Origin of the sequence: Massilia sp. (genome assembly GCF_032106685.1) — a bacterium.
Classification (GTDB): Bacteria; Pseudomonadota; Gammaproteobacteria; order Burkholderiales; family Burkholderiaceae_D; genus Telluria.
On the sequence record NZ_DAMCPG010000009.1, the window covers coordinates 79740 to 94633 of the forward strand.

General features: G+C 66.6%; 13 protein-coding genes. 7 read left to right on the top strand and 6 right to left on the bottom strand.

Going from position 1 to position 14894, the window contains the following annotated elements; translation table 11 throughout:
* Positions 1-311 precede the first annotated feature (311 nt).
* The 3 genes from RT688_RS07860 to fliD all read left to right on the top strand — a co-directional run bounded on the left by RT688_RS07860 (position 312) and on the right by fliD (position 2926).
* Complete coding sequence (locus tag RT688_RS07860) at positions 312-1136, top strand: flagellin (protein WP_313704291.1); 825 nt, start codon at positions 312-314, stop codon at positions 1134-1136.
* Positions 1137-1279: 143 nt separating this feature from the next.
* On the top strand, positions 1280-1552 hold the full coding sequence (locus tag RT688_RS07865; RefSeq protein WP_313704292.1) for a flagellar protein FlaG: 273 nt from the start codon (positions 1280-1282) through the stop codon (positions 1550-1552).
* Positions 1553-1585: 33 nt separating this feature from the next.
* Positions 1586-2926, top strand: a complete 1341-nt coding sequence (gene fliD / locus RT688_RS07870) for a flagellar filament capping protein FliD (protein WP_313704293.1) — start codon at positions 1586-1588, stop codon at positions 2924-2926.
* A 100-nt stretch (positions 2927-3026) separates the two neighbouring features.
* Here fliD and fliB read toward each other — a convergent pair whose 3' ends face one another.
* From fliB to RT688_RS07895, 5 genes are all read right to left on the bottom strand, one after another.
* The gene (gene fliB / locus RT688_RS07875; protein WP_313704294.1) at positions 3027-4265 is read right to left on the bottom strand and encodes a flagellin lysine-N-methylase; all 1239 of its coding nucleotides are present in this window, start codon (positions 4263-4265) and stop codon (positions 3027-3029) included.
* A gap of 180 nt (positions 4266-4445) precedes the next feature.
* Positions 4446-6029 carry a diguanylate cyclase gene (locus RT688_RS07880; RefSeq protein WP_313704295.1) on the bottom strand — a complete coding sequence of 528 codons (1584 nt, stop codon included), beginning with the start codon at positions 6027-6029 and terminating at the stop codon, positions 4446-4448.
* A gap of 112 nt (positions 6030-6141) precedes the next feature.
* Positions 6142-6789, bottom strand: a complete 648-nt coding sequence (locus RT688_RS07885; protein WP_313704296.1) for a response regulator transcription factor — start codon at positions 6787-6789, stop codon at positions 6142-6144.
* Between the two features lie 2 nt (positions 6790-6791).
* The gene (locus RT688_RS07890; RefSeq protein ID WP_313704297.1) at positions 6792-8288 is read right to left on the bottom strand and encodes an ATP-binding protein; all 1497 of its coding nucleotides are present in this window, start codon (positions 8286-8288) and stop codon (positions 6792-6794) included.
* Positions 8285-8914, bottom strand: a complete 630-nt coding sequence (locus RT688_RS07895) for a hypothetical protein (RefSeq protein ID WP_313704298.1) — start codon at positions 8912-8914, stop codon at positions 8285-8287. Before RT688_RS07895 ends, RT688_RS07890 begins: the two co-directional genes overlap by 4 nt.
* Positions 8915-8974: 60 nt before the next feature.
* On the opposite strand from RT688_RS07895, the gene greB reads away from it, so the two are divergent.
* The 4 genes from greB (at position 8975) to RT688_RS07915 (ending at position 12550) form a co-directional block, all read left to right on the top strand.
* Positions 8975-9541 (top strand): transcription elongation factor GreB, encoded by a 567-nt coding sequence (gene greB / locus RT688_RS07900; RefSeq protein WP_313704299.1) that lies wholly within the window; start codon positions 8975-8977, stop codon positions 9539-9541.
* Positions 9542-9660: 119 nt separating this feature from the next.
* On the top strand, positions 9661-10263 hold the full coding sequence (locus RT688_RS07905) for a biliverdin-producing heme oxygenase (protein WP_313704300.1): 603 nt from the start codon (positions 9661-9663) through the stop codon (positions 10261-10263).
* A 159-nt stretch (positions 10264-10422) separates the two neighbouring features.
* Positions 10423-10872, top strand: a complete 450-nt coding sequence (locus RT688_RS07910) for a hypothetical protein (protein ID WP_313704301.1) — start codon at positions 10423-10425, stop codon at positions 10870-10872.
* A gap of 118 nt (positions 10873-10990) precedes the next feature.
* Positions 10991-12550, top strand: a complete 1560-nt coding sequence (locus tag RT688_RS07915; protein ID WP_313704302.1) for a M48 family metalloprotease — start codon at positions 10991-10993, stop codon at positions 12548-12550.
* Between the two features lie 31 nt (positions 12551-12581).
* On the opposite strand, the gene RT688_RS07920 is transcribed toward RT688_RS07915, so the two are convergent.
* On the bottom strand, positions 12582-14570 hold the full coding sequence (locus tag RT688_RS07920) for a choline BCCT transporter BetT (RefSeq protein WP_313704303.1): 1989 nt from the start codon (positions 14568-14570) through the stop codon (positions 12582-12584).
* Positions 14571-14894 lie beyond the last annotated feature (324 nt).

Genomic DNA, 14894 nt, shown 5'->3' on the forward strand with positions numbered 1-14894 from the left:
GGATGCCGTGCCGATGAGATTGTGAATTTTTCTTCCAGCAATAGAAAAATCGGCCCCCCGGGCGTCGGCCGCGTGGGCTCAATATTTCTCGGAACCTGCCGTTGACGCTCCTGTCGCGGGAAGGACGTCATGTACCGGTTCGGTCCGCTTCAGGTAGCAAGTTGCTCACAAACATTTTTTTTAAAAAATTTCCTCAAGGTTTTGCGGAGGGGTCCGTTAAAGAATTCAAGCGAGCTGATTCAAGCGACGCAAGCAACGAAAACCGAACCCTGATAGCAGCACTAAACTGAACTGCCCACTGGAGAACTACCATGTCGATCATCAACACCAATATGTCGTCGCTGAACGCACAGCGCAACCTGACCAAGTCGGCTGGCGAACTGTCGAACTCGATGACCCGCCTGTCCTCGGGCCTGCGCGTCAACAGCGCCAAGGACGACGCTGCCGGCCTGTCGATCGCCACCAAGATGGATTCGCAGATCCGCGGCATGTCGCAGGCTTCGCGTAACGCCAACGACGGCATCTCGATGATCCAGACCGCCGACGGCGCGCTGTCGAACATCTCGGACGCCCTGCAGCGTATGCGTGAACTGGCGGTCCAGGCTGCCAACGGCACCAACGGCGGCGATGAAACCGATAACATCAAGACCGAAATGACCGCGCTGAACGACGAGATCGTGCGTATCGCCAAGGACACCAAGTTCAACGGCAAGGCATTGCTGGTCTCGGGCGCCAAGACCGACGTAGACATCCAGGTCGGCGCCGACAAGGGCCAGTCGATCAAGGTCAGCTTCGCGGACAGCGACGGCTACGCCAAGCTGGCAGCTTCCGTCCTCGACGTCAGCGACTCGACCAAGGCCGGCGATGCCATCGACAAGCTCGACACCGCACTGAAGTCCCTGAACACCGAACGCGCTTCGCTCGGTACCGCGCAGAACCGCATGGGCTACGCGATCAGCAACCTGGCCACCTCGGTCGAGAACCAGTCGGCAGCGAAGAGCCGCATCATGGACACCGACTACGCCGCCGAAACCAGCAAACTGAGCCGTGCACAGGTCCTGCAACAGGCCGGCACCGCGATGCTGGCCCAGGCTAACTCGGCACCGAACAACGTCATGTCGCTGCTGCGTGGTTAATCGACCGGTATAATCGATGTTTCAACTGTGCGGGCCCAGGCCCGCGCAGTCGTTTCTAGAGAGGTATTCCGATGTTGCAACCAATACAAAACGGAAGCCCGCCGGTCGTGGCCGGCAACCCGGCGAAGCCAGCCGCCGAGCCCGTGTCCAGGCCCGCACCGGCGCCCTCGGAGCGCCCCGCGGCGCAACCGGACAAGCATGAGCTGGGCAATATCGTGGCCGACCTGAACAAGGTGGCGCAGGCCGCCGCGCAAGGCGTGCGTTTTTCGGTCGACGAGGACACAGGGCGCACCGTGGTCAAGGTGGTCGACACCCAGACCGATACCGTGTTGCGCCAGATTCCGACCGTCGAGGCGCTCAAGCTGTGGCGCTCGATCGAGCAGATGCAGGGCGTGATGTTACGGGACAAGGCCTGACTGCGGTCGGGCGCCAACTGATGGGAGCTTGGTATGGGTATTAATGCCGCCGGCATGTTGTCGGGACTGGACGTCGATGGACTCGTGACGTCCCTGATGACGATCGAAAAGCAGCCGTTGCAGAACCTGCAGGTCAAGCAGGCCAGCTTCAATTCCAGGCTCTCGGCATTCGGCACGCTCAAGAGCGCGGTGTCGACCTTCCAGAGCGCCGTCAAGGCCTTGTCGGGCGATGCGCTGCAGGCGCTCACGGCCAGTTCCAGCAGGAGCGACGTGGTCGGCGTCTCGGCCACCAAGGACGGCGGCGCCACCCCCGGCAGCTATGCGATCGAAGTGAAGCAGCTGGCCCAGAGCGACAAGCTGGTGTCGGCGGGCATTGCAACGGGGGCGAAGCTGAGCGGCTCGATGAGCATCGAGATCGACGGCAAGAGCGTGCCGCTGGCGGTAACCGACGCCACCCTGGCCGGCCTGTCGAGCGCCATCAACAAGGCCAATGCCGGCGTCACCGCAACGATCCTGAACGACGGCACCGAGGACCGCCTGGTCATTACCGGCAACAAGACCGGCGCGAAGAATGGCCTGACCATCACCGGCACCGGCGACCTGGCCGCCTTCGCTACGGGGGCGGGCGGCATGACCGCGACCCAGAAGGCGCAGGACGCCGAGATGACCATCGACGGCATCGCCGTCTCGAAGTCCTCGAACACCGTCACCGACGCCATCAAGGGCGTGACGCTGAACCTGGCCCAGGTCAATGAAGGCAATCCGGTCAACGTGACCCTGACCAAGGACACGGCGGCGGTGACGAAGTCGATCACGGCCTTCGTCGATGCCTACAATGCCCTGGCAACGGCGGTGAACAAGCAGACCGCCTACAACGCGGCGACCAAGACCGGCGCCGTGCTCAATGGCGATTCCGGTGCGCGTTCGATCCTGACCAACATCCGCGCCGAAATGGGCAAGGCGGTCACCGACGCGACCGGACTGAAGACCCTGTCCGACATCGGTATCGCCTTCCAGCGCGACGGCACCCTGAAGCTGGAGAAGCCGGCCAAGCTGGAAACGGCGATCGCCAACAACTTCGAAGGCGTCTCGAACCTGTTCAATGCGAAGACCGGCGTGGCCACCCGCCTGCTCGACGTCACCGAAGAGATGCTCGGTTCGAAGGGCCTGTTCAAGACCCGCACCGACGGCCTGAACGCTTCGCTGAAGAGCCTGGAAAAAAGCCAGGACCGGATGACGCTGCAGCTGGAGCAGACCGAGAAGCGCTACCGCGCGCAGTTCACCTCGCTCGACACCATGATGACGAACATGCAGAACATGAACAGTTATCTCAGCCAGCAGCTGGCGGCGCTGGCGGCCAACAGCGGCTACTGACGGCAGGCCTGTCCGGACGGCGCCGCGCCGCTGGCCATGCGTAAAAGCGCCAACGAAAAAGCCATCCTTGCGGATGGCTTTTTTTTCGGCAGTGCCCGGCTCAGAAACGCAGGAAGCTGTACACCTTTTCCAACCGGTGCCAGCCGGTGTTGTGCAGGGCCTGGCTGGTATTCGCGGCGAAGTTGCGGTCGTGCTGGAAGCGGCGGCAGAACACCTGCACCGTGCGCGCCAGCAGGGTGGGCGAGGGCAGCTCCTCGCCCTCGGCGCATTGCGCGGCCAGCATGAACCTGACCATCCCGAAGCGCGACGCCAGGCGCAGGTAGCTCTCGTAAGGCGTGGCGTCGCCGAACGGGAACAGGTTGCTGAACATCTCGTTCAGCACGTAGTGCTCCAGCATGAAAGGCGCGTCGTGCAGGGCCGCCGGCAGGCGCTCGATGCCGCGCTGGTAGCGCGCGACGATGTCCTCCTTGCGCGCTTCGCCGCTGGCCTCGTCCGTGCCCATGTTCCTGGCGATCATTTCCAGGACTTCTCGCTGCGAGCTGGAATGCGTGGCCGAGAGCTTGACCGACCACAGGGCGGCGAACACCAGCGCCTGGGCTTCGTAGTTCGGCAGCAAGTCCTTCAGCGCCACGGTGACCGCGCCCTGTTCCAGCCCGACGATCAGTTCCTCGATCAGGGCCGGAATGCGCTGCTGCTGGTGGGCCTGGATCGCCGTGGTCAGGCTTTCGCAGAAGACGCCGAGCACGGCCATCTTTTCCCACAGCGCCAGGCCATCGCTGCGCATCACCTGGAAGCAGAAGATGCGGATCTCGTTCATCGTCTCGAGGCTCAGGCCGTGCTTGGGCTGGATGTTGCCGACCGTGCTGTCGCGCAGGTGGATCTTGTTTTCGACGAAATCGAAGGCGTCCGGGTTCAGCAATGCCTGGCGCGCCGCTTCCGGGCAGGACAGGGTCAGGCTTTGCTCGACGCTGCCGGCGAAGTGGCGCGTCGTGCGCGGGTAGGTGAAGCAGGTGTGCGACAGATAGCTCTCGTTGAGATTCTTCTGCACCGAGCACAGGCGTTCCTGCATCAGCGGGCAGTCCGCGGTCTCGCCGTCCAGCTCGATCCGTGCGTAGTTGACGTCGCTGGCTTCGCTGCGGGTACGCTTGACCTTCAACTCGAAGACCGGCTTGAGTTCCGGATGGTTCGACTGGCGGTAGGCGTTGAAGGTTTTCTTGTCGATCGTGACGCGCCAGCCTGCGCAGCAGCTGTCCTCGCAGCTGGGCCCGATGCAGCTGAAGCGGCTGACATACTGGGGCACGAGGGCGGTGATGGATCGGGAAGGATGAAGGATGGCCATGGTCGTCCGGTGAGTGGGGCTGGAAGGCGGGGAATTAATGGTACTTCACGGAAACTGTGAATTCAAGAAAATGTCCTCGATACCTTTGTTTTCTCGTCGATTTAGGTTGTTGCGCGTGCGTTCTGTGTGATTCCACCGACAGGATGCCAGACAGGCATTTGTCAGCGTGGAAACGCTTGCTCAGCTTTCCTGCGCCACCACCACCCGGTTCTTGCCGCTCTGCTTGGCCTGGTACATCGCCCGGTCGACGCGCGCCAGCAGCGATGCCTGGTCCTCGTTCGGCAGGCGCAGCGCGACGCCGGCGGAGAAGGTGATCAGGAGCTTCTCGTTGTCGTGCAGGAAGAAGTGGCGGGTGAGCTCGCGCTGCAGGCGCACCATGGTCTGCACCGCCGCCTCGACCGGCGTCTCGGGCAGCATGATCATGAATTCCTCGCCGCCGAAGCGCGCGATCACGTCGATCGAGCGCAGCGTGCTTTTCACCACTGTCGCCAGGTGGCGCAGGGCGTTGTCGCCGGCCAGGTGGCCGTAGGTGTCGTTCAGTTTCTTGAAGTTGTCGAGGTCGAGCAGGGCCACGCACAGCGGCGTGCCGCGGCGGTCGGCGCGGGCGCTTTCGCGCTCGAACACGTCGTCCAGGCCGCGCCGGTTCAGGGTGCCGGTGAGCTGGTCCTCGCGCACCAGTTCGCTCATGTGCTGGAGTTTCGCTTCCAGTTCCTTGATGCGGCTTTCCGCTTCCTGCACTTCGCGGTGGGCGGCGATCATGCGGTCGCGCGAGGCCAGCGCCTCTTCCTGGGCCTGGCGGGTCTCGCGCAGCACCTCGTCGAGCACCTCGTTCAGCTCGGTGATGTCGCCGGCGTGGCGGATCCGTTCGGAAAAGCCGCCCAGCTTGTCGTGGAAGTCGCCGGTCGACGCCGCTACCGAGCCGAGGCGGTCGATGAAGGTCATCATCATGTTCTTGACGGTCGCCTTGACGTCCGACAGGCCGTGCTTGAGCTGGCCCTGCTTGTAGATCACGTCCTTCAGGCTGCGCGTGGCGTCTTCCAGCGCGCGCTGGTCGATCGGGCCGGCGATCAGGTCCTGGACGGCGGCGATCTGGCCGCGCATCCAGCTGTCGTCGTCGAGCAATTCGCTGACGTTCTCCAGCAGCAGCTTGAACAGGCGCAGCAGCAGCTCCTGCTGCTCGGCGGCGTCGCCGCTGTGCAGCTCGATCTGGAAGCACAGTTCCTTCAGGCGGGTGGCGATTTCCTGCAGCGCGGCTTCGCTGTGCGCCGCCTTCACCGCCGCGCCGAGCGACTCGGCTTCCTTTGCCAGCACCGGACTGGCCGGCAGCAGCGCGGCCAGGGCGAAGGCCAGCGTGCGGCTGAGCAGTTCGCGCAGCAGGGCCGTGTCGCGGCTCTCCATGCCGTAGGCGATGCCGGGCGGAACGCCGCGCCGCAGGTGGCGTTCGACCAGCTGCGACAGCGTGCGCGCATAGACTTCCCAGTTGCGTCCCTTGACCGCGTGGTTCAGGCGCCGTCCGTACTCGGCCAGCTCGCCCGGGGTGTCGGTCAATTGCACGGCGAAGCCGCCCAGCACCTCCTCGGGCGCCGGGCCGGTCAGCGGCAGCGGCGCGGGGGGAGCAGCCGCGGGCTTGGCGACGCCCGCGATCTCGTTGTAGATGTCGCGGTAGGCGTCGGGCGTGGGCGCAATGCGGCGCGTCGCGAGGCGGCGAAAGGCCTCGCGGGCGATCTCGACCGGGTGTTGTTGGGGAGCAGGCGAATTGGACATGGATGCAGCGCAGTATTTACTTGTTCTACCGCAATGATAAGCAGGTTTTCTTTTCGTCATCGCACGAAAAGAGCCCAAAAACCACCTTACTTAACAGCAATCACAGTTTCATTTACTCAACGAGTTGGTTGCGGATCGCGTAGGTAGTCAGTTCCGCGCTGGTCTTCAGGTTCATCTTGGCCAGCAGGCGCGCCCGGTATTCGCTGACCGTCTTCACCGACAGCGACAGTTCGCGCGCGATTTCGCTGACGGTCTTGCCCGACGCAATCATGGTCAGGGTCTGGAACTCGCGGTCGGACAGGCTGTCGTGCACTGGCGCCTCGTGGTCCGCTCCGACCTGGGCCGCCAGTGCCTGGGCCAGGGTCGCGCTGACGTATTTCTGGCCGCCGGCCACCTGGCGGATCGCCGTGACCAGCTCGCGCGGCGCGCTCTGCTTGGTGAGATAACCGGCGGCGCCGGCCTTCAAGGCGCGGATCGCGTACTGGTCTTCGCGGTGCATGGACAGCATCAGCACCGCCAGCTCGGGGCGCTCGGCCTTGATCTGCTTGAGTACCTCGATGCCGTTGCGGTCGGGCAGGGAGATGTCGAGCAGCATCACATGGCAGCGCGACTTGCGGAACAGCTTGATGGCGTCGAGCCCGTTTTCGGCCTCGCCGGCGACGATGATGTCGCGCTGCTCGGCCAGGATCTGCTTCAGGCCTTCGCGCACGATGGCGTGGTCGTCGGCAATGAAAACACGAATAGTTGCTTTGTCGGTCATTGTTACCTGGTGTCTGTCCTGGCGTCGCTGTTTGCTTCGCTTTTTGCTTCGCTACGCGCGAGCGCCGGTGTCAGCCTGATCTTGATGGTCACCATCGTGCCACCTCCGGGCGCCGGCGACAAGGTCAGGGTGCCGCCCAGGGCCCGCGCCCGCTCGCTCATGCCGCGCAATCCGAAGGAATGGGGCTTCAGGCGGTCGGCCGGGACGATGCCGCGGCCGTTGTCGCAGATGGCGAGCGTCAGGTGCTGGCGCTGGCGCCGCAGCGTGACCGTGACCCGGGTCGCGCCGGCATGCTTGGCGACGTTCGTCAGGGCTTCCTGGAAGATGCGGAACAGCGCCGCCGCGTGGTCGGGGGCGAGCTCGATGTCGCGTTCGGCGCTGCGGAAGATGCAGGCGATGCCCATCTGCTTCTCGAATTCGCGCGCCTGCCACTCGAGCGCGGCGACGATGCCCAAGTCCAGCGTGGACGGGCGCAGGTCGAGCGAGATACGGTGCACCGCCTCGATCGTGCGGTCGACCAGGTCGTCGAGGTAGCTGGCCTTTTCGAGCAGGCCGGGCTGGTCGTCGGGCAGGCGCGCGCTGAGCATGGCCAGCGCCATCTTGATGGCGGTGAGGTTGCCGCCCAGGTCGTCGTGGATCTCGCGCGCGATGCGGGCGCGCTCCTGCTCCTTCACCTGCTCGATGTGGTCGGTCAGCTCGGCCAGCCGGGCGCGCGAACGCAGCACTTCCTGCTGCTCGTTCTTGCTGTCGGTGATGTTGGTCATGATGCCGTCCCACTGCACCGCGCCGCCGGTTCCGGGGTGGGGCGTGGCGCGCAGGTTGATCCATTTGACGTCCTTCCAGGCGTCGATCCAGATCCGGCCTTCCCAGTTCCAGGCCGACAGGCTGAGCTTGGACACCGCCATCGCCTCGAGATAGCCCTTGCGGTCCTCGGGCAGGACCAGGCGCAGGAACAGGTCGGGATCGGCCTGCAGCGCGGCCGGCTGTACCCCGAGCAGGGCGGCGCAGCCCTCGCTCAGGTAGGGAAAGGCGTGCCGCCCGTCGGCCCCCAGCACGAACTGGTAGACCAGGCCCGGCGTGTGGTCGACGATGGCATTGAAGCGCGCCTGGTATTCGGCCAGGGCGGCGGCGGCGGCTTGGCCAGGCGAGAGGTCGTCGCCGATCGCCAGCAGCAGCGCGCGGCCGTCGCGCTGGGTGCGCAGGAAACTCAGCCGGGCCGGATAGGTGCTGCCGTCGGCGCGGCGCATGCGGGTGCGCAGGCAGCGCTGCGCGCCGATGTCCTCGCCGAGCCCGGCCAGGAGCCCGGCCAGGGTCGCGCCGTCCAGTTCGGGCGCGACTTCCAGGATGCTGGCGCCGCGCAGGCCGGCGCCGTCGACGCCGAGGTTCTGGCGCGCGCAATCGTTCAGGTCGACCAGGGCCAGGGTGGCGGGGTCGATCAGGTAGATTTCCGAGGCGGCTTCCTGCATCGGGGCGGCGAGGGAAAGCGCGGCGCTGTTCATGATCGTTCGGCTCCGGTGGATTTGCGGCGGCGCCGCCACAGCGACACGAAGCGGCGCAGGACGCGCGCGCTGCGTGTCGCGTGGCGGCTGCCGAAGGGCACCGACGGGCGCAACTGGCGCCGCAGCCGGCGCAGGCTGCGGCGCAGCGTGCTTTGCATGGCGGCGACGGCGCGCCGTGCGCGGCGCCAGGCGGCGCTGGCGCGCAGGCGGGCAATGAGCTGGTCCTTGAAGATCATGAAGCGATTGTGCCACCGTGCAAACCAGACCAGCGCCAGTAAGGCGGGCAGGGTCAGCACGTAGAGACGCGCCACCACCACTGCGCCGCCGAGCTTGGCGAGCACGAAGGTGGCGGCGCCCCACAGCGGATGGCCGTGGGCGATCGCCAGCAGGGCCAGCAGCTTGACCGGCAACAGCATCAAACCGGGCAGGACGAAGACCAGGAGCGCCGGATAGGGCGGCAGGCGGCGCACCCGGTTTTCCGCCCAGGCCAGCAAGGGCCAGTCGGCGAGCCCGGCGGCAAACCGGCTGCCCAGGCGCCACAGCCATTCCTCGAGCAGCAGCAGCAGCGCCGCCAGGTACAGCAGCGGCGCGAGCAGCGGGGAGCGGGTGGCGGAGGCGGCTTTCATTTCCGCCATCATACGATAAAGCGGCGCTGCCTCCGGCGCGATGCCATTACAATAAGGCTTATGAATAAGGCATTTGTAAAAGAGTCCGACAACGAGGACGACGACGACGCCGTCGCGCTGGCGCAGGCCATTCCGGCCGGCGCCAAGAACTACATCACCCCCAGCGGCTACCAGGCCATCAAGGACGAGCTGCTGCAGCTGATCGACGTCGATCGGCCCGAGGTGGTGCGCGTCGTGCACTGGGCGGCATCGAACGGCGACCGCTCGGAGAACGGCGACTACATCTACGGCAAGCGACGCCTGCGCGAGATCGACCGCCGCATCCGCTTCCTCACCAAGCGCATGGATTCGGCCTTCGTGGTCGATCCAAGTGTCCATTATGGAAACGATCAGGTCTTTTTCGGCGCGACTGTTACCTATTTGAATACGGCCGGCGAGGAGCACACGGTCACCATCGTCGGCGTCGACGAGCTCGACCCGCTGCGCGGGCGCATCAGCTGGGTCTCGCCGGTGGCGCGCGCACTGACCAAGGCGCGCGAGGGCGACGTCATCACCCTGCAGACGCCGCAGGGCGTGGACGAACTGGAAATCCTGAGCGTGGAATATCCGGAGCCGATTACGGACTGATCCGCGGGCCAGGGGCTGGAGGATGCCGGGGCGACAACGCCGGCGCCGGATTTTGCGGTGCGCGCCGGACGGTATGCGCCATGGCTGGTAAGATGCATTATTTGGCGCACCTGGCCCCCATGAATCAATTCCACGACACCGCGCGCGAGTCCGACGTCCTGGCCGCGCTGCGGCAGGCCACGGCCGCGCGCCACGAACGCCTCGACAGCGGCCTGCCGCTGTCCGCGCTTGACGCCACCCTGGCCGACTATGCGGCCCACCTGCAGCTCCTGCGCGCCTGGCTGGCGCCGCTGCAAACCTGGCTGGACGGCTACGACGACGGCCCCCAAGGCCGCTCCGGGCTGCCCGCCGCCCCCCATCTCGCCCTGATCGAGGCCGACCTGGCCGATCCCGCGCTGGCCGGCCATGCCATGCCCGCGCCCGCCGGCGCCCCGGACTGGCCGCAGGGCGCCAGCGCCGCCTACCGCTGGGGCGTGGCTTACGTGGTCGAGGGCTCGCAGCTGGGCGGCGCCGTGCTCTACAAGCGCCTGGCGGCGCAGCTCGCCCCGCATCCGCTGCGCTACCTGCGCGGCGCCGGCGACGCCGGTCCGGGCCCGCGCTGGCGCGCCTTCATGCAGGCCTTGCGCGCCGAGGTGCGCGGCGAGGAACAGGTCGCCGAGGCCTGCGCCGGCGCCTGCGACGCCTTCGACCGCATCCTCGGGCTGGCTTTCGAGCCGCGCTGAGCCCTAGGCGTGCGATAGTCGATCTCGCATCGGGAGAGATTAGCGAGAAATTTTTCGGATTGCATGACGCAGAATCGGCGCAGTGCTTCCATGGCGCGCTTGTTCTTACCTCGGAGATGGCATGACCCACACGGCGATACGCAGGCAGTCCGGATGCGCATGAAGATGCTTGCCGGCGTGCTGCTGCTACTCGCTTGCAGCGGCAAGACATGGGCACTGTGCGAGGGCGGCTATCCGAACCTGTCGGTCGCACAGGAGGCGCGCGACGCCCGCCTTGTCGTCATCGCCCGTCCGCAGACGTTCGAGCTTGTGCGGGACGTCGCCGAGGACCCCGACGGGTATGTGGCGACGCGTATTCACCTGGCGATCGACGCGGTGTTGCGCGGGATGCCGCCCGAGCCGGGCAAAGCTGGATTCCTGACGATCCTCAATCCGAATACCTCGGCCCGCTTCCCAATGGACGAGCGGGATGCCGGCACTTCCCGGCTGCTGTTCATCCGCGAGGGCGAGGACGGCTACTGGGTCGACAGCTGTGGTCACTCCGGCAAGCGCGCCGCCAGGGGTGCCACGATCCGGCGCCTGCGGCAACTGGGAGCGGGCCCGCGGTGACTGTTCGAAGGCGCCCGTGCTGTCGCGCCGCCCCCACGTCAATGTTGCGCAATCCCGCGATTGAAAAATGTAATTTCCGGTTATACCATTGCGATCACAATAATTACAGGGGATCCGCATGGAAGTCGACGATTTCAAGCGCATGGTCGCGCGCCTCGAACAGGAAAGCGCCCACGCGCCGCGCCGCTATCGCGCCAAGGTGGCCGCGCTGGCGCTGCTGGGATTCCTGATCCTCGGCCTGGTGCTGGCGGCGGTCGGCTTCGGCCTGGTGGCGCTGGTCGGCATCGCCGGGGCGATGCTGTTTACCGGCGGCGCGGCGCTCCTGCTGCTGCTCAAGCTCGGCAAGCTGCTGTTCCTGCTGGCGATTCCCCTCTGGTTCACCCTGAAGTCGGCGGTGCAGGCGCTGTTCATCCGCCTGCCGGTCCCCGGCGGGCGCGAAATCACGCGCGCCGAGGCGCCGGCCCTGTTCGCGGCGCTCGACGACATGCGCCGCAAGATGGACGGCCCGCGCTTTCACCACGTCCTGGTCGTCAACGAAGTGAATGCGGCGGTGGTCCAGCGTCCGGCCTTCGGGCTGATCGGCTGGCCGCGCAACTACCTGCTGCTCGGCCTGCCGCTGCTCGAATGCATCGCGCCGGACGAGGCGCTGGCCATCGTCGCCCACGAATACGGCCACCTGGCGGGATCGCACGGCCGTTTCTCCGCCTTCATCTACCGGCTGCGCCATACCTGGTCCATGGTGCAGGCCTACATGGAGCATTTCCAGGGCTGGCTGGGCCGCCTGGTGCTGCCGCTGGTGCGCTGGTACGGGCCTTACTTCAACGCCTACACCTACGTCCTGGCGCGCGCCGACGAATACAACGCCGACGCCGCCTCGGCACAGCTGGTCGGCGCCAGCAGCGCCGCCCATGCGCTCAAGCGCGTCAACCTGATCGCTCCGCACTACGACGACTACCTGCGGCGCACCCTCGAGCGTGTCGGCGACGAAGCCGCGCCGCCGTCCGACCTGCTGCACTGCTGGGCCACCGAGGTGCGCGGCGACATGCAGGAAGCGAGCATGAAGCGCTGGCTCGACGAGGCGCTCGACCGGGAAGGACACTTCACCGACACCCACCCGACGCTGCGGGCGCGCCTGGCGGCCCTGTCCGGGGACGAGCACCCGTTCCAGGCGCTGCCTCCCGCGCTCAGCGGCGAGGCGGCCAGCCAGGCCTGGCTCGGCGCCGCGCTGCCGGCGCTGCGCCAGCAACTGCAGGAGCAATGGGCCGCCGAACTGTCCGGCGGCTGGAGCGAGCGCCATGCCGACCTGCGCCAGCAGCGCGCGCGCCTGGCCGAGCTGCGCGCGCTGGACGCGCCGGATACCGAACAGCAGCTCGAACTGCTGCGCCTTGCGCTGTTCCTCGAGCCGGACAACGACCTGAGCGCGCCGCTGGCCGCCTTCACCGCCGCGCATCCCGAACACGCCCTGGGGCATTACCTGGAAGGCCTGGCGCGCCTCGACAAGGGCGAACGGGATGGGCTGGCGGCGCTCGGCCGGGCGATGGCGCTCGATCCCGAGGCAACCAAGGCGGCCTGCGAGCGCGCCCATGCTTTCCTGGTCGAGCGCGGCGAGACCGGACTGGCCGAGGAATACGCCGCGCGCTGGCGCGAGCGCGACCTGTTCGAACGCCAGTCCGGATAAGCCCGGTCCGAAATCGTGCCCGGGTCGAGGTTCAGGTGATGCGCCGCACGTGTCGGAAGCGGGCATAGCGTTTGACCAGGTCGTTGATCAGCTGTTCGCGCGTATAGCCGCTCACGTCGTGCTGCTGGTCGCCTTCGGAACTGTGCGCCATCGTACGGTAGTGGCGGGTGTCCGGATGCGGGCCCGTGGTTTCGGCCCAGGCGAAGCTGGGGGCGCGGAAGCTGCGTGCACGGATCGTGTAGCGGAACGCGCCACGGTCGCCGTGCTGCACGGTCAGGTCGAGCCGGTCATCGGTTTGCGTCACTTCCGGCGTCAGGCCGGTCTCGCGGAACTGGCCGGCAACCGCTTCCAGCGCGGGACGCGCGGTGTCGTCCATGAACGCCGCGATCTCCGCCTTGCTATAGAAGTGGGTGATGCTGGCCAGGCGCTGCTGCCAGCTCAGGCCATCATCATCCGGCGGGGCATCGGCGGCGATCGACAGGTCCATCGATGTACCCTTGACCTCCGTCTGCAAGGCGCGCAGCAGCCCGTAGCAGATGAACAGCATGACCACGGCGAACGGCAGGGCGCTGGCGAGCGCGGCGGTCTGGAGCGCTTCCAGGCCGCCGGCCAGCAGCAGCACAGCGGCCACCACGCCGGCGCAGACGGCCCAGAAGATGCGCTGCCAGACCGGCGGGTTCGGCGCCGCGCCGGAGGTGATCATGTCGATCACCAGCGCCCCGGAATCGGCCGAGGTGACGAAGAAGGTAATCACCAGCACCGTCGCCAGGCCGGATGCGATCATCGGGAAGGGCAGCTGCTCGAGCATCGTGAACAGCGCCACCGGCATGTTGTCGGCGACCGTCTGCACGATCGGCGCGGCGCCGGAGAAGTCGAGCGCGATGGCGGTATTGCCGAACACGGTCATCCACAGGAAGGTGAACAGCACCGGCACCAGCAGCACGCCGGTGACGAATTCGCGGATGGTGCGCCCGCGCGAAATGCGCGCGATGAACATGCCGACGAAAGGCGACCACGAGATCCACCAGCCCCAGTAGAACAGGGTCCAGTCGCCCAGCCAGGCATTCGGCTCATAGGCGTACATGCGGAAGGTGCGCGACACGACCGCGCCCAGGTAGGTGCCGACGTTCTGCACGAAGGCCTGCAGCAGGAACACGGTCGAGCCCACCGCCAGCACGAACAGCAGGAGCGCGATCGCCAGGATGATGTTCAGTTCCGACAGGCGCTTCACGCCCTTGTCGAGCCCCGTGCCCGCGGACAGGGTCGCCATGCCGGTGATGATCGCGATCAGGATGACCTGGACCGTGGTGTTGACGGGCAGGCCGAACAGGTGGCCGAAGCCGGCATTGACCTGCAGGACGCCGAAGCCGAGCGAGGTGGCGACGCCGAACATGGTGCCGAGCACCGCGAAGATGTCGATGGCGTGGCCGATCGGGCCGTGGATCTTCTGGCCGATCAGCGGGAACAGGCTCGAACGCAGGGTCAGCGGCAGGCCGCGCCGGAACGCGAAGTAGGCCAGCGCCAGGCCGATCACGATGTAGATCGCCCAGGCATGCACGCCCCAGTGGAAGAAGGTCAGGACCATCGCCTGGCGCGCCGATTCGATGGTGCGTCCTTCGCCCACCGGCGGCTGGGCGTAGTGCTGGATCGGCTCGGCGACGCCGAAGAACAGCAGGCCGATGCCCATGCCGGCGCTGAACAGCATGGCGAACCAGGACAGGTAGCTGTACTCGGGCTCGCTGTCGTCCGGCCCGAGCTTGACGTCGCCGTAGCGGCTCATCATCAGGAACAGCACGAAGATCAGGAAGAGGGCGACGGCCAGGATGTAGAACCAGCCGAAATCGCGCACGATGCCGGCCTGGAGCATGCTGAACACGCTGCCGGCGCGCTTCGGAAAGAGTGCGCTCAACAGCGCGAAGACGAGGATGAGCGCGGCCGAGATGTAGAAGACGGGCGGGTTGACTTGCATCCTGGGTCGGGTGGCGGGGCCGGCAGCGTCCTTCAGCACTGGGTCAGTCATCGATTGGCTTTCTTTCGCGGCCCTGGTGGCCGGATGGCGGGGCGGTGCCGCGCCGGTTGACATGGCCGCCCGATAATGGGCGGGCGTGCAGGCGACAGCACGCACCGCGGGCACCCCGGCATGCGCCACGGGCAAGCCGGGCGGCCAGGGGCGGCGCGAGCGCGTGTGCGTTCGCCTTCCTTTGTCTTGCCAAGTTTACCACTCGGGGGAACGGGCGCCGGGCACGATTGGATGTGCGCGCCATGCAGGGCGGGTGCGCGGCGCTGGCCATGTTCGCCACGCCGTCGGTGGCGGCGCCCCAAAAAGAAACAGCCCACGCGAGGT

Coding starts and splice junctions, on each gene's coding strand:
- greB (WP_313704299.1), top strand. CDS start 8,975: ATGAATAAGGCATTTGTAAAAGAGTCCGACAACGAGGACGACGACGAC.
- fliB (WP_313704294.1), bottom strand. CDS start 4,265: ATGGCCATCCTTCATCCTTCCCGATCCATCACCGCCCTCGTGCCCCAG.
- RT688_RS07920 (WP_313704303.1), bottom strand. CDS start 14,570: ATGACTGACCCAGTGCTGAAGGACGCTGCCGGCCCCGCCACCCGACCC.
- RT688_RS07905 (WP_313704300.1), top strand. CDS start 9,661: ATGAATCAATTCCACGACACCGCGCGCGAGTCCGACGTCCTGGCCGCG.
- RT688_RS07910 (WP_313704301.1), top strand. CDS start 10,423: ATGAAGATGCTTGCCGGCGTGCTGCTGCTACTCGCTTGCAGCGGCAAG.
- RT688_RS07890 (WP_313704297.1), bottom strand. CDS start 8,288: ATGAACAGCGCCGCGCTTTCCCTCGCCGCCCCGATGCAGGAAGCCGCC.
- RT688_RS07860 (WP_313704291.1), top strand. CDS start 312: ATGTCGATCATCAACACCAATATGTCGTCGCTGAACGCACAGCGCAAC.
- RT688_RS07880 (WP_313704295.1), bottom strand. CDS start 6,029: ATGTCCAATTCGCCTGCTCCCCAACAACACCCGGTCGAGATCGCCCGC.
- RT688_RS07915 (WP_313704302.1), top strand. CDS start 10,991: ATGGAAGTCGACGATTTCAAGCGCATGGTCGCGCGCCTCGAACAGGAA.
- RT688_RS07895 (WP_313704298.1), bottom strand. CDS start 8,914: ATGAAAGCCGCCTCCGCCACCCGCTCCCCGCTGCTCGCGCCGCTGCTG.
- RT688_RS07885 (WP_313704296.1), bottom strand. CDS start 6,789: ATGACCGACAAAGCAACTATTCGTGTTTTCATTGCCGACGACCACGCC.
- fliD (WP_313704293.1), top strand. CDS start 1,586: ATGGGTATTAATGCCGCCGGCATGTTGTCGGGACTGGACGTCGATGGA.